Source organism: Nitrospira sp. M1, from assembly GCF_965152605.1.
On sequence record NZ_OZ224217.1, the window covers coordinates 2,358,172 to 2,377,155 of the forward strand.

The 18,984-nt window shown below is 45.9% G+C and carries 23 protein-coding genes and 1 pseudogene; 3 read left to right on the plus strand and 21 right to left on the minus strand.

What is annotated here, in order from left to right; genetic code table 11:
• Window positions 1–40: 40 nt before the first annotated feature.
• The 8 genes and pseudogenes from ACWHX8_RS10770 to ACWHX8_RS10805 all read right to left on the minus strand — a co-directional run bounded on the left by ACWHX8_RS10770 (window position 41) and on the right by ACWHX8_RS10805 (window position 8,138).
• Complete coding sequence (locus ACWHX8_RS10770) at window positions 41–667, minus strand: outer membrane protein (protein WP_447968127.1); 627 nt, start codon at window positions 665–667, stop codon at window positions 41–43.
• A gap of 408 nt (window positions 668–1,075) precedes the next feature.
• Window positions 1,076–1,483 carry a response regulator gene (locus ACWHX8_RS10775; protein ID WP_447968128.1) on the minus strand — a complete coding sequence of 136 codons (408 nt, stop codon included), beginning with the start codon at window positions 1,481–1,483 and terminating at the stop codon, window positions 1,076–1,078.
• Between the two features lie 451 nt (window positions 1,484–1,934).
• Complete coding sequence (locus ACWHX8_RS10780) at window positions 1,935–2,306, minus strand: hypothetical protein (protein ID WP_447968129.1); 372 nt, start codon at window positions 2,304–2,306, stop codon at window positions 1,935–1,937.
• 384 nt (window positions 2,307–2,690) lie between these two features.
• Window positions 2,691–2,846, minus strand: coding sequence for a DUF1328 domain-containing protein (locus tag ACWHX8_RS10785; RefSeq protein ID WP_447968130.1), 156 nt, complete (start codon window positions 2,844–2,846; stop codon window positions 2,691–2,693).
• Between the two features lie 41 nt (window positions 2,847–2,887).
• Window positions 2,888–4,264 (minus strand): glucose-6-phosphate dehydrogenase, encoded by a 1,377-nt coding sequence (locus ACWHX8_RS10790; RefSeq protein ID WP_447968131.1) that lies wholly within the window; start codon window positions 4,262–4,264, stop codon window positions 2,888–2,890.
• 471 nt (window positions 4,265–4,735) lie between these two features.
• Window positions 4,736–6,079 carry a DUF2254 domain-containing protein gene (locus ACWHX8_RS10795; RefSeq protein ID WP_447968132.1) on the minus strand — a complete coding sequence of 448 codons (1,344 nt, stop codon included), beginning with the start codon at window positions 6,077–6,079 and terminating at the stop codon, window positions 4,736–4,738.
• A gap of 237 nt (window positions 6,080–6,316) precedes the next feature.
• A pseudogene (locus tag ACWHX8_RS10800) lies at window positions 6,317–7,444 on the minus strand (AI-2E family transporter).
• 508 nt (window positions 7,445–7,952) lie between these two features.
• Window positions 7,953–8,138 carry a hypothetical protein gene (locus ACWHX8_RS10805; protein WP_447968133.1) on the minus strand — a complete coding sequence of 62 codons (186 nt, stop codon included), beginning with the start codon at window positions 8,136–8,138 and terminating at the stop codon, window positions 7,953–7,955.
• Between the two features lie 603 nt (window positions 8,139–8,741).
• On the opposite strand from ACWHX8_RS10805, the gene ACWHX8_RS10810 reads away from it, so the two are divergent.
• Complete coding sequence (locus tag ACWHX8_RS10810; RefSeq protein ID WP_447968134.1) at window positions 8,742–9,158, plus strand: hypothetical protein; 417 nt, start codon at window positions 8,742–8,744, stop codon at window positions 9,156–9,158.
• A 48-nt stretch (window positions 9,159–9,206) separates the two neighbouring features.
• Here the strand turns inward: ACWHX8_RS10810 and ACWHX8_RS10815 are convergent, their stop codons facing one another.
• The 10 genes from ACWHX8_RS10815 to ACWHX8_RS10860 all read right to left on the minus strand — a co-directional run bounded on the left by ACWHX8_RS10815 (window position 9,207) and on the right by ACWHX8_RS10860 (window position 14,551).
• Window positions 9,207–9,497: a PepSY domain-containing protein gene (locus ACWHX8_RS10815; protein WP_447968135.1), complete on the minus strand. Its 291-nt coding sequence runs from the start codon at window positions 9,495–9,497 to the stop codon at window positions 9,207–9,209.
• Window positions 9,498–9,594: 97 nt separating this feature from the next.
• The gene (locus tag ACWHX8_RS10820; RefSeq protein ID WP_447968136.1) at window positions 9,595–9,969 is read right to left on the minus strand and encodes a CsbD family protein; all 375 of its coding nucleotides are present in this window, start codon (window positions 9,967–9,969) and stop codon (window positions 9,595–9,597) included.
• Between the two features lie 25 nt (window positions 9,970–9,994).
• The gene (locus ACWHX8_RS10825) at window positions 9,995–10,291 is read right to left on the minus strand and encodes a PepSY domain-containing protein (protein WP_447968137.1); all 297 of its coding nucleotides are present in this window, start codon (window positions 10,289–10,291) and stop codon (window positions 9,995–9,997) included.
• 50 nt (window positions 10,292–10,341) lie between these two features.
• The gene (locus ACWHX8_RS10830; protein WP_447968138.1) at window positions 10,342–10,542 is read right to left on the minus strand and encodes a CsbD family protein; all 201 of its coding nucleotides are present in this window, start codon (window positions 10,540–10,542) and stop codon (window positions 10,342–10,344) included.
• Between the two features lie 230 nt (window positions 10,543–10,772).
• A complete protein-coding gene (locus ACWHX8_RS10835) occupies window positions 10,773–11,639 on the minus strand; it encodes a YihY/virulence factor BrkB family protein (RefSeq protein WP_447968139.1) in 867 nt (288 codons plus the stop codon).
• Window positions 11,640–11,706: 67 nt separating this feature from the next.
• Window positions 11,707–12,618, minus strand: coding sequence for a transposase (locus ACWHX8_RS10840; protein ID WP_447968140.1), 912 nt, complete (start codon window positions 12,616–12,618; stop codon window positions 11,707–11,709).
• Window positions 12,612–12,938 carry a transposase gene (locus ACWHX8_RS10845; RefSeq protein WP_447968141.1) on the minus strand — a complete coding sequence of 109 codons (327 nt, stop codon included), beginning with the start codon at window positions 12,936–12,938 and terminating at the stop codon, window positions 12,612–12,614. Before ACWHX8_RS10845 ends, ACWHX8_RS10840 begins: the two co-directional genes overlap by 7 nt.
• A gap of 293 nt (window positions 12,939–13,231) precedes the next feature.
• Window positions 13,232–13,543, minus strand: a complete 312-nt coding sequence (locus ACWHX8_RS10850; RefSeq protein WP_447968142.1) for a BON domain-containing protein — start codon at window positions 13,541–13,543, stop codon at window positions 13,232–13,234.
• 59 nt (window positions 13,544–13,602) lie between these two features.
• Window positions 13,603–13,887 (minus strand): YtxH domain-containing protein, encoded by a 285-nt coding sequence (locus tag ACWHX8_RS10855; protein ID WP_447968143.1) that lies wholly within the window; start codon window positions 13,885–13,887, stop codon window positions 13,603–13,605.
• A 52-nt stretch (window positions 13,888–13,939) separates the two neighbouring features.
• Entirely contained in the window at window positions 13,940–14,551 is a 612-nt protein-coding gene (locus tag ACWHX8_RS10860) for a superoxide dismutase (RefSeq protein ID WP_447968144.1), read from the minus strand.
• Between the two features lie 431 nt (window positions 14,552–14,982).
• Here ACWHX8_RS10860 and ACWHX8_RS10865 point away from each other — a divergent pair, with 431 nt between their 5' ends.
• Entirely contained in the window at window positions 14,983–15,264 is a 282-nt protein-coding gene (locus tag ACWHX8_RS10865; RefSeq protein ID WP_447968145.1) for a hypothetical protein, read from the plus strand.
• A gap of 15 nt (window positions 15,265–15,279) precedes the next feature.
• Here the strand turns inward: ACWHX8_RS10865 and ACWHX8_RS10870 are convergent, their stop codons facing one another.
• The 3 genes from ACWHX8_RS10870 to ACWHX8_RS10880 form a co-directional block, all read right to left on the minus strand.
• Window positions 15,280–16,476, minus strand: a complete 1,197-nt coding sequence (locus ACWHX8_RS10870) for a hypothetical protein (protein ID WP_447968146.1) — start codon at window positions 16,474–16,476, stop codon at window positions 15,280–15,282.
• A gap of 11 nt (window positions 16,477–16,487) precedes the next feature.
• Window positions 16,488–17,345 carry a hypothetical protein gene (locus ACWHX8_RS10875; protein WP_447968147.1) on the minus strand — a complete coding sequence of 286 codons (858 nt, stop codon included), beginning with the start codon at window positions 17,343–17,345 and terminating at the stop codon, window positions 16,488–16,490.
• A 472-nt stretch (window positions 17,346–17,817) separates the two neighbouring features.
• Window positions 17,818–18,357 carry a response regulator gene (locus ACWHX8_RS10880; protein WP_447968148.1) on the minus strand — a complete coding sequence of 180 codons (540 nt, stop codon included), beginning with the start codon at window positions 18,355–18,357 and terminating at the stop codon, window positions 17,818–17,820.
• Between the two features lie 332 nt (window positions 18,358–18,689).
• Between ACWHX8_RS10880 and ACWHX8_RS10885 the strand changes: the two genes are divergently transcribed.
• Complete coding sequence (locus tag ACWHX8_RS10885; RefSeq protein ID WP_447968149.1) at window positions 18,690–18,947, plus strand: hypothetical protein; 258 nt, start codon at window positions 18,690–18,692, stop codon at window positions 18,945–18,947.
• Window positions 18,948–18,984: the final 37 nt, after the last annotated feature.

The window sequence follows — 18,984 nt, forward strand, 5'->3', positions numbered from 1 at the left end:
CATCATAAAAACGACACTCGTGTCTCGTCCGGAGACAATCTTAAAAATGCAAGTTAATTCCCATTGTCACCATGTGACCATCGTCGCTAAAGTCTTTGTTTGTGAAGCTGGCATTTTGGGCCTTCACATCTTCTACCCAGACATACCGATACGTTCCATCGATAGACCATCGTTCATTAAGCATGAGTTGAATCCCGCCACCGGCATGCAGTCCAAACCGATGATCAGTGTCATCATCTGTCGGTCCGTCCACATCCGTGTAATACCAGCCAGCCCCCCCCAACACAAACGGGCTGAAGCGTTTGCCTGGCAGCAAGTAAAACAATGCTGATGCCTGAACAGGAATTGTCACCACGTCATTGTTACCGAAATCGTTATCACGATAATCGACTAACCCTTCGATCGCCAGTGTGGGAAGAAGGTGTGCTCGAACATGACCACCGCCGAACCATTCATCACCAGCATCTAATGGATCATAATATGTGGCATGGCCACCGATAGACAGGAACCCTTTGTCGACATCATCAAACAGCCAAGACGCTGAACTGGGCTGAGGGAACGTGAAGAGCACAGCAGCCATCGCTACAACCGGCAATATTTTCGACAGACTTATGGAATCCTTCATACGACTTCGCTTTGAACGACTGCAGATTGTCTCATACATCATCGCACTCTCCTTGTAATAATAATTATGAATGTGTGGATATGAATATCGAATCTTCGATATTCACTGACTGCACTTCAGGAACCTCCTCTCGATCATCGAATATCGCCTTACATGGGTGATGCGTGAGTAAGAACATGCCTTCATGACCAACCTGACAGATCCTGGATACACACACCACTCAATGTGAGTTTTCTAGCATGCCGCAGAGGAACGCTCTAGTAGACAAATTCTCTGACGACATCGACATGTTGTATAAAAGCTCATGCTACCTCTCCTATCGTAGAATTCAGCTCAAAAACCAAAATGTCAGTCACGACTAAAGCAACTTCGTTGCTGGTGAACCATAAGACTTTTCATTACATACGATTTCATAAAATATTCTCACGACATTCTTACGACCGAAAACACCTATGAACACGAACATGCATTGCATGCTAAGGCCCGCTGCACAATCTCAAGCAATTCATCTCGATTGTAAGGTTTTTGCAGTACAGCATAGGCGCCTGCTTGTAGAGCGCGCTCATAGACAGACCTATCGAGAGAGCAAGAAAACAACAGAATAGGGATCGGTGCATCACGAATGTATTGCATGACATTCTTGATGAGCGTCAGACCATCCATGAGAGGCATATGATAATCCGTAATGATTGCATCATACTCATGGGTGCGAAGCAGATTCATAGCTATGCGCTCATGTTCTGCTTCACTGCAAACATATCCTTGAAACTCAAGAAGCATCTGAAGGGAAAGACGAATATCAGGATCGTCCTCTACGATGAGAATACGGGACAAAGAAGGTTCATGAAATGTTTTCATAACACATATCGTCCTTTAGGCATCATTGCCATACATGCGCCAGCCCTGTACACCTACTATAAAGTGAAATGACCAGGAATCCAGTGGATATCATTTATTTGCAAAACGTGAAAATGTCCGATGCGGGATTCTATTGACTTGGCATCGTCACACGTTTTAAACGATTCCGTCCGCCTCGAACGGGTTAAATCTACCGCGACATAGATAGAATCGCCTTTTCGACGCGAACGTTGTGGCCGTATTTTAAGAATGAGAGGGGGGCAACAGGCAGAAGAAAAAAGACAACATCAACAGAAGTGAAAACAAAAAGATGGAAACATCTTCCGCAAAGTAGCCTGAGTCATAACACTCGCGGATACCTGAGAAGTCACTCGAACAGTTAAAGGCGAAATGAAAGGTGAATAAAAGAAATACATATTCATACTCATACGAAAAAGCGAAAGGATAGGGCTTAACTTTCGCCTATTCCTAAATGACTTTTTAACCAATCCCATTCAAATTTCTCTGGGTGCTCGATATAGTCATGCGGATGATCGACAACATGCTGAAGATACGTATCTTTAAGCTTCCAAGCAAGCGAAGATTTCTCCTGATGATGCGATACAACGTCAAATGTCCCTGCATTCAAACGAATCGTATAGTAGGCAAGTGGCATTGCGACATTGTCACTATAAACTTCTACGCCAATACGTTTATCTCCTAATATTGCGTCTCCAAGTTCCAGTATTTGCTTGTACACGATTGTGTCTTTGTGCTTCGTGAGCGCGACATTGAAAGTATTAATGAATTGCAGGAATAATGATTTCGTATCTTCTTGGGTCATACACCCTCACCACATTCAGCGTTGTGAGCTTTGTCGCTCTGTTATCGGTAGAAGCAACACCCGCCCCTTATTGTACCGCCGACCTTCAGCACTACACCTTCACCAACCACGATGAAGCGAGGAACACGATACGCATGCATCGCTGGGAACTCATCAGAGGCCGTACACGAACCATTGCGCTGCCTCCTTTACTGATGCCATATGGCAGAGCTTTTGCCTCAGTCCAAGAAGCAATGAGATAATACAGCAGTCTCACGGCATTCGATCATCGAAAGAGTACGACATTAATTCCTCGTCATGACATATTCATGCTCAGTACAAGTTCACGATGACCTTCGTAGAACATGCCGCCTAAGAAGCCGTATATGATAATCACAACGAACCTTAGGTTCGACCTTTGACAAAACCAACAATAGCAAAAATGAGAAAGACAACGAACAGGATCCAGGCGATTTGGGAAGCCGTGCCCGCCACTCCTGACAAACCTAACACTCCGGCAATGATCGCGATAACCAAAAATGTGATAGCCCAATTTAACATGACAACCTCCGTAATGAAGAAAATAATTGCTAAAAACCAGACTATCGCCTCTCACAGTTTGGACCAGACGAACCAGCGGGATACGTTTGGAGTTTCACATGATCTTTGCCCCAAGCTTTGACAATGGGATCCACGATTCGCCACATCTCTTCGACTTCATCATCTCGAATAAAAAGAGTCGAATCACCCTTGAAGGCATCAAGTAAGAGGTGCCCATATGCGGGAATTTTTTGCTGAGTCAATACCGTTTTCAGTTCACACATTTCTAAGTCAAACGGTTCACCAGGTCCATTGAGATTGATAGAAATTCCAATTTTGTCTGGATTAAACTGCATATGCAGAACATTGGCTGACACAGATGCCTTCGCTCCAAATACTTGATGTGGAACGTTCCGAAAATACACGGCGACTTCAAACTTGTCCTGAGCCAACGCTTTCCCTGATCGCAATGTAAACGGAACTCCTCCCCATCGCCAATTGTCGATAAACAACGTAACCTGGGCAAACGTTTCGGTCTTGCCCTTGGGATTGACCCCTTCTTCAGCCTTGTATGCTGGGACAGCCTTCTTGCGTATCGTACCGGCCTCATATCTCGCTCGCACTGTATATTGCTTAATCTCAGCGGAACTCATTTGTCTAATTGCACGAAATACGTTGACTTTTTGGTCGTGAAAATCTCGTGCATGAAAGAAAAGAGGTGGTTCCATTCCCATCAAACATAAGAGCTGGAGCAAATGATTTTGAATCATATCCTTCAAGGCTCCAGAAGAATCATAGTATGATGCACGCCCCTCCAACGCTAAGGTCTCATCCCAAATAATTTCGACTCGTTCGATATGCTGGTTATTCCAACTCGATTCAAACACACGATTGGCAAAGCGTAACCCCAGGATATTTCTGACTGTTTGTTCCCCAAGAAAATGATCAATACGAAAGATCTGTTGTTCTGAAAAAGTTTTTTTCAAGAGACGATTCAAGCTTCGAGCACTCGCGCGATCATGCCCAAAAGGTTTTTCAACAATCACGCGACATTTCTTATGAAGATCAAGTTCTCCGAGCGCTTCAATTGTCGTAGCGAAAACCGAGGGAGGTAACGCAAGATAAAAAATACATGGATCATTTAGTGAACCAAGCGCATTGGCAATTTGGCTAGGATTTCCCGTGTCTGCAATGTGCTTGTACTGAATTCGCGATAGCAGCTGTTTGATAGACTTTCTCGTAAACTTTCCAGGAAGACCAGTAAGTTTTTTCTGTACATGATTTCGGTAGTCAGAGGTTTCCCACTCTTGTCGTGAGAGGGCCACGATAGACAAGTCGTCAGGTGCCCGCTCCGTCTCAAGCAACCGAATGATCGCCGGAAAAAGATACCGAGTCGTCAAATCACCTGAGGCACCAAAGATCACAAGTCGATAGCCCACGAGTCTCCTCCTCTCGATGGTAATTTCCGACAGCAAAAATTGGAAGATGCAAGCACGCGACGAGAAAGATCAGTCAGAATCTCTTACCCACGCACTACATGGCAACGGTCTTCTAACACCACTCACACCACGATTCCCATTCAATGCAACAACGAAACATTTCCAAGGTTCCAAGCAATAGATACAAGCCCAGACAGACATACGACATGCCGAAAAGTTGCAAAGCCAAGACGAGGCATCTATCCCAACGTAGGCCGAAGATAGCCCCGACACATTAATTCATCTTTCAGAATAATCGATATGTACGGATGCATACCATCAGTACACGTTCATTGAGACACCGCAGTGTTGTACCGCAGTAAGGAAAGACTTGCTAGAGACAAATAAGGAGAAAACACCTCGACAATGTCTAAAGAAAACTGGCGGGATGCACTGCGTACCATACCTCAGACAACTGCCCGCAAATCCCAATCATGAGAATGCGCTCTCACCTCTAAGAGCCGCCATGACAGATTGGTACCGTCGTTCAACTTCCAAACGATCGAATTCTTCAGGCAAACCTTCTTCGCTGCCTCGTCGCACCATGATCGCCTGTGTGCGTATCGCAATCCGATCTTGCTCAGCCTGAACACATCGAGCAATGACTTCCAGCGTTTCAAGTAAGCGGATCGTGACAGAAACTGACGTTCGACCATTTTGACGAATTTGGTTAAACGCCGCCTCTAGGATGCTCGGAAATGTTACAAGACTCTCGATCACACGGAGTCTTTGCTCCTTATCATAGTGGTAGGGAGAAGGGAACACACGTCGAGTCAACTGACACAGTGCTTCGCCCAATCGATCAATACAGTTGTTGGCGGTAAACGGATCATTGATTCCAGGCGAGAGGGCTCGAACTGCGACTTCAACTAATTGATCAATGGCGTATTCCACATCTTGCTCTTCCGTTCGTTGCAAGCCAAGAATATATGCCTCCGTCACCTTTTTCTCCCATATATCATCAAGATGGGTTGCCGGCCAGACCTGAACCAACGGTGCGCCCGTGACCACGAAATGCCCTGGACGACGTTCTATTTTAATAACAAGGTCTGCCTCCTTGGCCACTTGAATGAGACCATCGATGTCAATCGCTTGCACATATCCCGCATACTGAGCAAGCACAAATCGGGCTGGCCCATCACATTCCGCAGAAAGGTCATCCTGAACAGCAGGACGAGGATTCATCGTGTCTTTTTCAATAGAGTCTGGAAACAAACGCCGAATAGCGTTGTGAAGATCAGCTGCCACAAGCGCCACGACATGTGGGGCTTGAATCGAGACAGCCATATGATGAATGAAATAAATCAACACCCCCAAATTCGCAACTGCAAGGAAAAGAGCTACGGTTATTGAAAGAAACGGCACAAATGCGTCCTCTGTCTCCCCTCCCTTCACAGCCCGAATAATGAACAAGCAATACAGAAACGTCGAAATAAATGTTCCCAAGCTGATCTGATTGCCTGGATCACGCATGAAGTTTCGCAAAAGTCTTGGACCAAATTGAGACGAGGCCAAGGTTAAGGCCACAATCGTGATGGAAAATACAACCCCGGCAATCGTAACCATTGAGCCAGCAATCGTGGAGAGGAGTGCTAGGGCACCATCTGGCCCTCTCACCCATAACCAGGGGAGGCGCTCGATGAAGGCATTCGGCACCTGTTCGTCCAACCGAATCATGGCTAACGAGAGACCAATCCCTAAAACCGATAGAGCGGCTGGAACAAACCAGAAGCTAGACCGGAGATGACTCCAATGATTGAAAATCCATGTTTTCATGAACGACCTTCTTCGTTTAACGAAATGACCTCTTTTCCACTTACAGATTGATGATGTAAGAGGTTCTGAATCCCTTGAATGAGACCGAATTTATAAAGTGGGAAAAGCCAGACTTCAGCGATTCTCCATGAAGATGTCGGAGAAAACAGAAGAATAGAATCAACTCCAACATCAATCAAAACGTTCCTGCTCACCATAGATGAATACATGCAGGAAATATACACAGTCAGAGAGAAGCTACCGCCCTAAAAACTCTCCGATCGAGGCCAACGGCTCGAGATGGTCACAAATAATCTTCAACGACGCCACAATAGGAACGGCCAACAGAGCCCCAGGGATTCCCCAAACCCATCCCCACAGAAACACGCTAAGAAGCACGACGACCGGATTCAAGGTGAGCTGCCTCCCCAATATCATAGGAGTCAAAAGAGATCCTTCCATGGCAGTGAGAGCAGAATATGAGGCTCCTATAAGTACGATCCAGTCAAGCTGTTCGAATGTCAGGGCTGCCGCCAAGGTCACGATGACAATTCAAATGATGCTTCCGACATAGGGAATAAAATTCAGGATGGCACCCATGACGCCCCAGAGCATAGGGTTCGGCATTCCCAAAAGGTGCATCGTCACACCAATGGCCAATCCAAGGCCGAGATTGATACACGTCACCGTCACCAAGTGCATAGAAATACTTTTTTCTATATCACGAACAATTTCAACGGCTCGCCTTTTGTCCGAAAACGTTGGTAAGACTTTCACCAATTTTTCTAAAAACATATCTCCAGACGCCAAAAGAAAATATAGGAGGATGATCGTCGCGATAAAACTCGCAAGAAGTTCTGCCGTCACCCCTATTAACGTCCCACCAAGACTCGGGCCCTGGATTTCAACCAAGCGTCTCTGCGGTGTCCCATCATCGAGTGTCGTCATTTCCTCAATCACATCGGTTGTCTGGCTCATCTGCAACACCGAAGCTTTGACCGTTCGCATTTTTGTCTCGATGGCATTCATCGCCTCTGGAGCTTTTGCCATCCAGTCTGCTGCTGGCTCCGCAAGATAAGAAATGCCATAGGCGACGATACCCCCAACAGCAAATAATACAAGCGCAGCACTCAGAGCCTCCGGCACCCAGAGGTTTTTGAGGATTCTGATAAATGGAGCTAACAGGAAGCTGAATGTCAGAGCGATGGCAATTGGCAAAAATACGGCCTTCGCGACTGTCAATACATACACGGAAGCGAAAATAAAGAGTCCAGTGCGGGCAAAAGACCTCACAGCAATGGCATCTTCCAGTAACTCGAAAATCCTAGAAAGAGTCGGCTTGGGAGGGTCAGAGGGAGTTGGTTCTACAGGATCAATTGTATCCATTGATCATTCAGAACGTTATAGTAGAAAGTACTATCCTTAAAAGAATAAGAAAACATACTCAGAAAAGTATCGACGGTGGACGTCATGGACAGTACGCATATAAAGAATATCAACGCATCCATCCTCCAATTTCTTAAAACTGTCGAACTCGTAATACCGGGCAGAGGTCATTCAAAGAAGTCCTAGTCTCCCTCAGAAGCTATCTGAATATGTTTCTGGATCCAGTAAACAGTTTACAAGCAAGATTATTTCATAACGGTAAAAACCCAAAATGTTGCCTCGAATTTCAGGTATCCCATAAGAGGACGTATCCATCCGTTTCTCTAAAGCCTAAGAATGCCTAGAGGTTTAACTTCGACACTACAAGGCTCTAATAGTCATATCCTCAGCTGCACTCTAACTGTACGAGGCCTTGCGAAAAGACAGTCGAGAAAAAGTGAAATTCGAAGTTAGAAACAGAATATGGACAGAATGGGAACGACTCATGAAGGTCCACTCATCTGTGAAATTAATTGGCGGCATCTTCCATTTCCTCACCAGCCTCTTCCAGCTTTTCCCCCGCTTCTTCTGTGGCTTCGTCAACAGCCTCACCCGCTCGTTCGGCAGGCCCCTGCTGTTCACAACCTGTCATAAAGGGCACCATGAGTATCATACTCAGAAATACAATTGCCGAGAACCTTATCACTAATTTCATCGCGTCTCCTCCTTCTATACACTAACATTCATCGGACACTAAGAGCTCACTTTTTCAAGAACACTTACAACTAGGACGTCGAGCATGGTTTAACTTTCGCTACTGGCCAGCAAAGTGGATAGCTTTCTTAACCCACCCCGGCCTTCTCAAAACACATAGTCTCGGTCTTGCTTGATATCAAACACGCAGAAAACCAATACCTGGATCAAGCGTTGATAACAGGTAGCTTCTGCCGTGCCCGCAAATAGACAAATACTTCATCCAACATAAGTAATGAAGCTTAGCTCAAATAGGACAATGATAAGAGTCACGAAATTCCTGAGCTGAAAATTCATAACCATTTGATTTGACGAGTAAAATTACTATTGACTACTGTCTGTAATATGAATACTCTAAGAAGTCTCCCTAGCGTATATGAACTGATGACTATACAAGCTAGGGAGGAGACTCATTGATTCGGCATGCTAATCATCGGTAAGAGTTTTATAAAGACTCGAAGATATAATTTACAGTTTTTGCATCTGTATTATTCATGAGTACACTACACATCACAGCTCTATTTAACTCATTCAAAGCCATTCTATGGCCAGGAACCCCTCTTTCATGACATACCCAATCACTATTCACTCGAGACCCATCATCAGTCTCTTGTGCTTCCTGTTCACCATTACCTTGAGTGTATCGGCTCAGGGACAAGATTCGTTCATCTTGAATGCCGACGATACTCAAGCAAAAAAATGGATGGAACTTTCTACACAAAACCGTGCATCATTTGTCTTCGGATTTCTGGCCGGCCTTGATCACGTCTACAATGCTCAGGATCTCGTCGTGACATTGAAACGACCACTTTCAGCTCAGGAACTTTCATCTGAAGTCTACAAGAGCCTCCTCGACCAACCTGAACTCCGCAATGGCCCTATCGATGAGATTATTTTACATGCACTCCAAGATATACTTTCCGTAAGTACAAAGTCTGGGTCGCCAGTGGGTCAAGAATTAAAAGCGATCTATCAGAGATAACCGCCACGATAGGACACTGACGCCCCGAATGACTTATGTGTTTGTTGCCTAATCAGCTTCTATCTTGAAAGATTCCCCTGTCTGTGCATCGATATACACTTCTTGAGTTTTCCCAGCGGCATCGATGACTTCCACTTCGAACACTGTGCGATCATGTTCGGTATCAATTTCTGCCTCAACAGCCTTTCCGGGAACGGCTTTAACCGCGGCGTCAATGGCTTCTGCCATAGTAACCTTGGATGAATTCACCAGCTCTTTTTTGGACTCAAAAAAAGCCCAAGCTGTCCCAGCGCTCAAGCACAGACAACCGGCGAGAAAAATTATCGCAATTCGTTTCATGGCAACCCCTTCCTTAATAATGTGCAAGAATCAGTTATCACCACACACAAAGCACACACATTCTGCGCACTCACATCGTATAGCAACCATAGGATAATTACGGGTGCATGCGATCCTCCGTCTGAGCTTCGAACGTATGCTGCTCAAACCATTTATCGGTCCACTCCCTTAGTTCTTCTTTCCGATCTCCATATCGCTCTTGCAATTTTCCTTCAAACTTATCCTTATCCCCTTCGATCTCCAGAAGGTCATCATCTGTGAATTCACCCCACTCCTGTTTCAACTCACCCTTAAACTGTTTCCACGACCCTTTGAACTGATCTTCATTCAAAACCAAAGTCTCAAACGGATTTCCCGATCCAGATTGCTCACTAAACATCTGATGTGCCCGGAAACCAGACCAGCTTATATTGGCCATTCCCACAATAAGCAGAAGTGCTAAACTTCCCGCAGCGAATTTAGGACGTTCCATACATTCCTCCCCTTTCCGTCATCCATCAATCTTTTTCCATATTCACGACATTACCCGTTTCTGCATCCACGTAGATCGTGCGGGTGGCGTTCTTCGAATCAACGACTTCAATCCAATACACGACTCGATCGTCTTCTTCACCTATTTGAGCTTCCACAGCTTTTCCTGGCGCAATCTCTGCTGCTTTCTCGACGGCTTCGGACAGGGTTACCTTTGCGGACTTCACCAATTCTTTATTTGTTTCAAAAAATGCCCAGGTTGATCCACTCCAGACAAAGAGAAGGCATGCGGTCCATATTACAACCTGACGAATATGTCTCATAGAGACCTCCAGACTAAAAGATAGGTAAAAGTTTCGTGTATGAGTTGACCTTACTGATTACTTTTGTGCCACTCATCAGCCCAGTCTTCAACGGCCTGCGTCTGATCACCATAACGTTCTTGCACTTTACCTTTGAACTTATCGTAGTCACCTTCAATTTCCATCAAATCATCATCAGTCAATTTCCCATACTGTTTTTTCACTTCCCCTTTGAATTGATTCCATTTGCCTTTGAATTGTTCTTGGTTCATACATCCTCCTTGCGTGAGAAAAAAAATGGTAACGAAACTGTTAAGAATAGTAATACGTGAAGCACACAACCCTCTCAACGGACAAAAGCCAACGCCACCGAATGTAAATGTCTAATGAGTAAAGGAATGCGGCTGAAAGCAGATAAATTGTCAGCCAGGAGAAGATAGGCTACAGCACAATAAATACTCGCTCGAAGATGCACGGAGCATAGAAAGGGAATCGAGTGAAGTTATACTCTCATCTTTTCTTGCTGAGCCCGCTTGATCACGACATCCACCTCACCCCCAATAAGCAAGACCAAGCCACTCATATACAACCACAACATGAGAACGATCACTCCCGCTAAAGAACCATAGGCAGCGTTGTAAGTCCCAAAGTGTGCCACATAGTATTTGAAACCGAGAGAAGCCAAGAACCACAGAACAACGGCCACGACTGAACCGGGCGTGATAACACGCCACGAGTGAGTCACGTTTGGAGCCAGATAATATATCATGCTCACAGCACAGAGCATCAACAAGACGACAAGCGGCCACTGGATGATCGCCCAACTGACTGTAAAGACGACACCATATCCGACGATTTCAGCAATCCATTGGCTCAGATATCCCCCAGCAAGAATAAGAATCATCGAGATAATGACAAACAGGCTACACCCAATTGTCATGACCATGGCGATTGCGCGAGATTTCCATAGTGGACGAGAATCGCGAACGTTATAGACTGTGTTCAGTGTATCGATTATGGCAGCCATCCCAGTCGATACCGCCCAGAAGGCTCCCAAGAAGCTTACGGATAACATGCCAGCTCCACTTCCCGATACCACTTGATCTAGGTAGGTTTCAATTAATGGCAGCACGTCACGTGGAAGTACTCTGTTAAGATACGTCAACAGTTCAGGAAGTAACGATTGAATCGGAAGTAATCCAATCAGAGCTGTGAGACACAAGAGAGCAGGAAACACCGCAAGGAGAAAATAAAAGCCTAATTGAGCCGACTTTCCAAATAAATCATCCTCCTGAATTTCCACCCACACCTTGCGGAACAATTCTAACCAGGACAACCCATTTAACGTCCCTTGCGATTCTTGCAACATCAGATACAACCTTATAGCATTTCTGCGTACATGACACTGTAGCGCCTGCAATTAATCGGACACGTATTTAGGAAGCCATCTTGGCCTTCCGGTTCCATTCCTGTCGCACTTGTTGGGGCGTACGGTATGCATGGCGTTGTAGAATCCAGTTCGCATTGTAGCGTTCTCTGAATTCGTACAGCGCCCCTCTCAAGTGCTCTTCATCGTCGTAATCCTGAAGCCACAACAATTGTTCCTTGAGCGTACGAAAGAATCGTTCGCTCACCCCATTACCTTCTGGACTTCGCACAAAGCTCGGAGATGCCTCCAGGCCAAGGAAGGCTAGCTCGGCCTGAAAGTCGTGACTGATATATTGACTGCCATGATCATGGCGCACGAGCACCCCCTTGGCGACTTTGGCCTCGTAGGTCCCAAACACATGGTTGACCGCTTGGCGAATGGGCTCTAAGGCTTCATGGCGTGTACCGTACTTGGCTGCATGAAGGCCGAGACACTCGCCGGTAAAGTGCTCAAGGACGGCAAAGACGGTCACCTGGCCCTGCTTGAGTGTCCACGTGGCTGTGGCATCTGTGCCCCACATCAGATTGGGAGCCATCGGAATAATTGACCCATCATGCACTCGGGGGCCGTTAGGCGACCCTCCTCGGACAGGCGCCAAGAGCTGATGTTGCCCCATAAGCCGCCGCACCCGTTCCTTGTCTGCTCGCAAGCCGCGATGCCGCAGTCGCGCCCACACCTTGCGATACCCTTCGCCAGGGAAGCTCACCTGTGACGACCCAGCGAGCACTTGCCTGATCGCGACCATCAAATCCTCATTACTCACCAGCGGACGTCGGCCACGCTGCTTGACCGCGTTCCCGGCAACTCGTCGACGTTGCAGCCAGTCATATACGGTTGAACGTGGGATGCCCCACACATCGCATATACGAGACCATCCATACCGGCGCTTTGTGGAAATCGAACAGGTCTCGCTCAACACTTCGATTTCCTCAAGTGCAAAGGGACGCCATCCTCCAGACGATCGATCTTTGCATACAGCAAGTCGTTATCCATAACCAGGGACCCCACCTTGGCTTTCAGCGACCGGTTCTCCGCTTCCAGAGCCTTCTCCTTAGCTGACTCGCCAGTATGAAAGGTGGCCTCGCCACCCTGCATGAAGCTCTCCTGCCATTTCTTGAGCACATACGCCGGCTGACCCGTCAGCCGACTCACTTCTTCCAGTGACGCCCCCTTAAGTAGAACAAGCACCACCTCGGCTTTCCGGCTAGCATTCCAACGCTTGTGTTTGCTGAGTTTCATCGACACCTCCAATTGCCATAAAATACGCAATTTAAAGTGTCCAATCAATTACCGAGGCAATCCAACACTCATCAGACAACAAGATACAATAAGTCTGCGTTTGGCCTAAGATTGGGGAGGATAGGACAGTCGATTTCCTCTAGAAATGATTTCAGTGAATTGCAGATTACGGATACGACAAGAAGGGATCAAGTACCTCAACACTGAGAAGTTCGAATATAGCAAATGGACATATGAGTCCTGCCTCAAGGCCTTACGATAAGCCTCGAGGCAGGTACGTCAAGCCGCCAGGCTCAGTTCAGTTCCACCTGAAGGTTATTGGTCACATGCGTCACACCTTCTACCTGTCTGGCAAGGTTTTCTGCTCGCTCTCGTGCCTCAGACGATTCAACAATCCCACTGAGTAGCACCTCACCTCTCTCCGTATCGACGTCAATTCTCGCCATCGATGCCATGCTGTCTCCCGCAAGCTTTGCATTCACGGACGAAGTAATCAGGGCATCATCAACGGTTGTTCCAGCTGTTTTCCCAGTCATGGATTGACATCCCATGATGAGAACCATCGACATCATGATGAGACCCGCATACGTCAGAAGTTGCTTCATAGTATTTCTCCTAAAATATAATGAATAATAAATACAAGAAAACGATTCGAACTTCATTTTTACGTTTTTAATGACCTTCTTACTTGATCCCGACCGGCTTCAAATGCGTGCTTAGCTTCTGCTATGACTTCTCCTGTTGCATCAAAAACTTCCTTTCCTTGCTCTTTCACTATTTCAACGGTTTCCTCAACTGACTCCTTGGCACTTCGAGCTCTTCGGTTGAGATCACGGCGAAGTTCCGGACCAGTCTGAGGTGTAAGTAACAACGCAATTCCGGCACCAAGAAAAAATCCCGCTAAGACGGGGATAAGAGAAAAACGTTCACGGTCATCATATCTCGACATCGTATTAGACCTCCCTTACATTGCAAGACAAGCAGGTATTACGTATACGGTATTAATCGTCCGATATACGAGCATCGACTGCCTCCCAGTTAATATTTTCGAAGAATGCTTCTATATACTTCGGCCGATCTGAAGGCGCATGGTCCAGAAGATACGCATGTTCCCATACATCGAGAACCAAAACAGGTCGGAAGCCAGCGACATTTCCGATTTCGTGTAGACTTATCCAATGATTTGAGAGCCGTTGATTGGTCGGGTTTTGATAACAGATCGCCCACCCTACCCCACGCATTTTGGCGACACCCATAAAGTCGGCTTTCCAGATCTCATAACTCGAAAAACTTGACTCGACCGCTTTTCGAAATGAGGACTGTGAACCAGGCGCACCGGCACCCTGCTTCATAAGATTTCCAAAGTACAATTCATGGAGAACCATGCCATTGTATTCAAACCCAAGCCGCCTGGTCAGTTCCGAATATGCAGGTTTTTCTTCTTGATCTATAACACCATCTTTTAAAAATTCACTGATCTGCTCGAGAAGACTGTTCGTTTGGGTCACATACCCGTTGTAAAGTTTAAAATGCATCTCTAAACTTTCATCAGAAATGCCCTTCAGATCGCTTAAGTTATAAGACTGGGCTTTATAAATTGTCGGATTCATCATAACGACTTTCTCCTTACAGGCTGAGAGAACAATGACTCTATCGTATTACGGCTGTTGCATTTTCATCTACGTAATATCGAAGCATCACGCGAACAAACAAATCATACATACTTATAAAGGAACCTCCTCCCTATTCCACAATAGACTTTTTGAGAACGTTCAGTGAGAAAATGTCTACCTCATGAATATTTTCGTTCATTGACAGAATAACCGCCTCTCAAGCTGAAGCTTGCACCTGGGGCTATTGATACAATGAAGGGAATAAATGGCCAACAGATCAACTCCTCACTGAATATTTTCTTTCTACTCCACAAGCGTTTGTCTATTTCACCTCTCACAAAAAGTTTGCTATCCATTTGGATGGACACAAATCAGGCACGGTCTGACCATCACAACTTGCTTGACGTTCATTCAATACAAAGGAGGAGGCAATGACACACACGCTTACACCACTGCAGGGTGATCAGTTAATCAAAGAAAAACCAGATCAACAGAACGAAAGCAGCTGTACACGGTGTGGAGGAATGTTAGTTCGCGATTGGTGCGAGAACATCTTGAATAGCGGAATGCTGAAAATTCCGATTCAACGTTGTATCCAATGTGGTGATATCATCGACTCAGTGATCTTGCAACATCGCGATATTTCACAACACAGTACTGACCATGAACAGTACTGTGAGATTCGGGGGAAGCACACGACACATGAGAATTGAAGCAGAAGCGGAACACTAGAGTGAAGGAAGCTCGTCCAGATCGACTTTCACTTGTTCAACAATGTTTCTCGAACGTAATTCGTTGATAAACGACTCTGGCTGCACGGGCTCAGGAAGTGAGAGGGTGAGATCGTACCAATTATCGTTGGGAGCACTCTTTTGAGTTCGTATCTCTTTAAAGAATTCATTAATATCGTTATCATCACTATCTTGTTTAAATCGAACTTGGACGCGACGTGTGACGACTGAGGTGGTGATGATTTCAATGTCATCACTCTTTGAAAAAGCCCCCAACACTTCATCTGGTTGTTGTAACGTCGGAAGGTCAAGGTCAAAAGAATACCATCCACCGACTTGCGTATATTCTTTCGCCGAGACTTCTTTGAAGAAATTATTTCGTCGCGCATCTGCCACACCTTCCTTGAAGCGAACCCAAACAGGTCGTTTCGCCAAGAGTCCTGTGTCAAAAGATTCAGCCTTTTCTTCAAGGACCGAGTCAGATGCTAATGTGTTCTGTTCTTGACGATTGACAACCGGCACTCCTAAGTCACCCTGCCGCACGTCTCCACTCGTGTTCTTCACTGCCACGACAGAATTCCCCCCAAGACGAGTCTCAAGTGCCGTCAATTGCTGAAGCACTTGCTCTAACTGCTGCTCCTGTCCGCTGACACGGAGAGATGGATCGCTCGAAGTATTCCTCATTGAGGCAAACCGATCAGCGACTAAAAACACAACGCCGGCAGCTAAAAGCACTTGAGCGGCCAGGGCCACCATCGACCAGGGGGTCGAATGATGCGTGAGGATATGGCTGGAGTGGGCACGTTGAGGCATCTCTACAACCTGTGGCGGTGTAGCCAAAAGGTTTGTCGATGTCAGGCGAAGCACAGTCGCCTCTTCCTTCGGTGTTACATGAAGTTCTATTCTATAATTCCCCGCAAGGAATTCTGCTGTTGCTGGCTTGTATGACTCAACAGACAACGTTCCAATGAGAAGCCCGGAAGCAGAACGTAAGTCAATAAAGTCTGAAATCGATCCGACATCAAATGTTCGCTCAGTCTTTGCCTGATCGCCACAATCAAGGGTCCCAAGACTTCTGCCACCAATAAAAACCTGAAGTGACCCTGGAGGTTCCGTTTGCCTTCGATGACGCTGATCCAACAACGCTTGAACAAGGTCCTGCTCATATTGGATGAGTTCTTGCTCAGGTATCATACGGTTCACTCCTAACCATGGCTTTTCAAAGTCACGAGCGTTGGTTGTATGTGAAGATTCATCTTCAATGATTCCTCAGAATGTTCACCATCTATCGTCGAGCTATACACCATACTCAGACACGAAAAACACATTGGCAAATGCCAAATTCGATAGTCTTGCCCGTACCCCTCAACGAACATTTCCCCCCACTGCTCTTTCGTTTGACAGGGATAATGTTCAGGCTCACTTTTTCGATAATGAGACTGAGATTGCTCAAGTAAATCTTTAGCTTTTTGTGAGACCACTTGCGGCTCATCTTTCAACTGCTGTTCTAGGCTGATAATTTTCGGAAGCGTCAGTCCAATCTCTTTCATCGTTCGATGCCAGCCAGATTGCCGCCAACGTGTAAAATTCTTATAAATTCGTTGACTCTGCTCTTCGGCTAACCCGAGTAACTTAATAACTTGAGACGGCGTCAAAGCATAAAAATGCGTAAATTGAGCAATGAGTGCATCACGACTTACGACGGCTTTTGAAGCAAGGCCATCGATAAAAGCTTCAAGTTCTGTACTTGGCTTATTGTTATACACAAACGAATCGGGTTGGCTAAAATGTTTTGCGACATAACTGTCTAACAGGAGAGTCGGTCGGCATGGAATCTCGTTGCGGGCATGGATGAGAAACCGTTCTACTAATTCATAACCCAAGCGAAGCACTAACTTCTCATGACTCACATTTTCAGTCCACTCATTCGTCTCCTTGAGAATTTTCTTAGAGTAATTGCTGGCCCTCTCTAAGAGCATCGACATGGAAGTTTCCACGAATTGATCGTATTCTTCTTCTGTATTAATGATCGCATCTGTTGGCGCAGGGTTTTGTGTATTCATGGATGTGGATAACACACGGTGAATGGCAGTAAAAAGGAGTTGAATTGTACAGAGAACCATTGCAACAGGCAACCGAAAACCTGGCAATAGCGTATGGAGGGCCCAAAATAAGCAGAAGAATTCGTCATAAAACCAAACACTTACCAGCTTGTCTCCCCGACCCTTCACACATGGGAAACGAGAGAGCGGAGTGACATATCTACACACACTCAAATTGTTTCGCATTCCATACCTGAAAGTTTACCGCGGTACGAGAGCAAGAAGATTGATAAAATGGTAGCTTACTGAGGAAAGGTTTTTTGTAAATAGAGCGGAATTCATGAATCTCAACTCTAACATCCCTTGTGTGCTTCCCATTGGATAGTCTAAATGACTCTCAAGCTGTTTGTTTAATTGAATAATATTTTAGTTTTCAACAACCACATGGACGAAAACAGTGAAATAATCAATAAAAGTGGTAAGTTCGCCTTACTCAGACCTGTCGTGCCACTAACTCTTCCGGGACTTCCATATGGACAGGGTTGGGGTGTCGGGACTTCTGAAGATTCAAGATTTGGCATTCAGCCTCAAACCAATCATCCCAATCTCTCCCAGGTGTGCGTCCTCGCTCTTCATACAGCTTATACGCCAGAGCTTGAATTTCCTGATGAAAGAACGAACGAATCGTGGCTTCTACCTGTCCACTCAGTAAGGGGGCCCCAGTTCCTTGAGGTCCGCCAACCGCTTGATCAGCGCCTAAGCGAAAGGCTTCTGGAACCGCACTCCGAACTGACGCTCCGGCAATAATTAAAATTTTCCCAGTGAACCCCTGGCGTCGTAAACGCTCTACAATCTCAAGGCCGTTAGGATCAGCGACATACAAATCCAGAACAATAACTTGAGGATTGGCCTCTTGAACGAGAGTACAGACATCTTGACGATGAGGAGGCACGAGTACCTCATAACCTTGACAGGTAAGATGCTCTATCAGTTCGTTTCGTAAATGCGGCTGGTGTGTAACGACCATAATCATGAATCACCTCTAGATCCTTCGTGAAGAACATCAGCTAACATTACTGGCACCTTGACCTTACCAAACACACACGAACAGTTGGTGAACATGGTTTCAACCTCACCCGTTCAATGCTTTGAGGGTTCCAATCAATACGCCTTCATTTCTCATTCTATGATAGAATCCGTTCACTTCCCACGGATAAAAGTTTATTTGAGATCACGGAAATGTATGAACTTATACCTCAGGTGAACTTAGATGATAGTCGATATTAGTCCCATTTGTTGATTCGTTAGAACTCATCTAGAAAAATAAATGTGATATAGTAAAAAATTGAAATGATATAGAAAAACATGAAACTGCAGCAAAACAAAAACAACCCGTCCACACTGATGAGTGATGATCCCCCAATACAAGAACCGCCGAATGAACCAACAAAGCCACCAGTAAAACCACCGAAGCGCTCACCCAAAGAACCGCCTGTTGAAGAACCACCCACTCCTTCTCGACCGGATGAGCCACCGGCGACAGACCAACCACCGATTGGAGACCCACAGTCTACAGATCGACCGATGATGGGACACCGTCGTTCATATCATGGAATTTCCTGAATGCAAGGCTATACTCCTTGACTCATAGAATGTAAGC

What these genes read in the sequence shown, in the direction of transcription:
- ACWHX8_RS10780 (WP_447968129.1), bottom strand. Translation starts at nt 2,306, where the DNA reads ATGACCCAAGAAGATACGAAATCATTATTCCTGCAATTCATTAATACT.
- ACWHX8_RS10845 (WP_447968141.1), bottom strand. Translation starts at nt 12,938, where the DNA reads ATGAAACTCAGCAAACACAAGCGTTGGAATGCTAGCCGGAAAGCCGAG.
- ACWHX8_RS10775 (WP_447968128.1), bottom strand. Translation starts at nt 1,483, where the DNA reads ATGAAAACATTTCATGAACCTTCTTTGTCCCGTATTCTCATCGTAGAG.
- ACWHX8_RS10885 (WP_447968149.1), top strand. Translation starts at nt 18,690, where the DNA reads ATGAAACTGCAGCAAAACAAAAACAACCCGTCCACACTGATGAGTGAT.
- ACWHX8_RS10855 (WP_447968143.1), bottom strand. Translation starts at nt 13,887, where the DNA reads ATGTCGAGATATGATGACCGTGAACGTTTTTCTCTTATCCCCGTCTTA.
- ACWHX8_RS10820 (WP_447968136.1), bottom strand. Translation starts at nt 9,969, where the DNA reads ATGGAACGTCCTAAATTCGCTGCGGGAAGTTTAGCACTTCTGCTTATT.
- ACWHX8_RS10860 (WP_447968144.1), bottom strand. Translation starts at nt 14,551, where the DNA reads ATGATGAATCCGACAATTTATAAAGCCCAGTCTTATAACTTAAGCGAT.
- ACWHX8_RS10835 (WP_447968139.1), bottom strand. Translation starts at nt 11,639, where the DNA reads ATGTTGCAAGAATCGCAAGGGACGTTAAATGGGTTGTCCTGGTTAGAA.
- ACWHX8_RS10875 (WP_447968147.1), bottom strand. Translation starts at nt 17,345, where the DNA reads ATGAATACACAAAACCCTGCGCCAACAGATGCGATCATTAATACAGAA.
- ACWHX8_RS10865 (WP_447968145.1), top strand. Translation starts at nt 14,983, where the DNA reads ATGACACACACGCTTACACCACTGCAGGGTGATCAGTTAATCAAAGAA.
- ACWHX8_RS10810 (WP_447968134.1), top strand. Translation starts at nt 8,742, where the DNA reads ATGACATACCCAATCACTATTCACTCGAGACCCATCATCAGTCTCTTG.
- ACWHX8_RS10850 (WP_447968142.1), bottom strand. Translation starts at nt 13,543, where the DNA reads ATGAAGCAACTTCTGACGTATGCGGGTCTCATCATGATGTCGATGGTT.
- ACWHX8_RS10825 (WP_447968137.1), bottom strand. Translation starts at nt 10,291, where the DNA reads ATGAGACATATTCGTCAGGTTGTAATATGGACCGCATGCCTTCTCTTT.
- ACWHX8_RS10770 (WP_447968127.1), bottom strand. Translation starts at nt 667, where the DNA reads ATGATGTATGAGACAATCTGCAGTCGTTCAAAGCGAAGTCGTATGAAG.
- ACWHX8_RS10880 (WP_447968148.1), bottom strand. Translation starts at nt 18,357, where the DNA reads ATGATTATGGTCGTTACACACCAGCCGCATTTACGAAACGAACTGATA.
- ACWHX8_RS10805 (WP_447968133.1), bottom strand. Translation starts at nt 8,138, where the DNA reads ATGAAATTAGTGATAAGGTTCTCGGCAATTGTATTTCTGAGTATGATA.
- ACWHX8_RS10785 (WP_447968130.1), bottom strand. Translation starts at nt 2,846, where the DNA reads ATGTTAAATTGGGCTATCACATTTTTGGTTATCGCGATCATTGCCGGA.
- ACWHX8_RS10815 (WP_447968135.1), bottom strand. Translation starts at nt 9,497, where the DNA reads ATGAAACGAATTGCGATAATTTTTCTCGCCGGTTGTCTGTGCTTGAGC.
- ACWHX8_RS10795 (WP_447968132.1), bottom strand. Translation starts at nt 6,079, where the DNA reads ATGAAAACATGGATTTTCAATCATTGGAGTCATCTCCGGTCTAGCTTC.
- ACWHX8_RS10830 (WP_447968138.1), bottom strand. Translation starts at nt 10,542, where the DNA reads ATGAACCAAGAACAATTCAAAGGCAAATGGAATCAATTCAAAGGGGAA.
- ACWHX8_RS10870 (WP_447968146.1), bottom strand. Translation starts at nt 16,476, where the DNA reads ATGATACCTGAGCAAGAACTCATCCAATATGAGCAGGACCTTGTTCAA.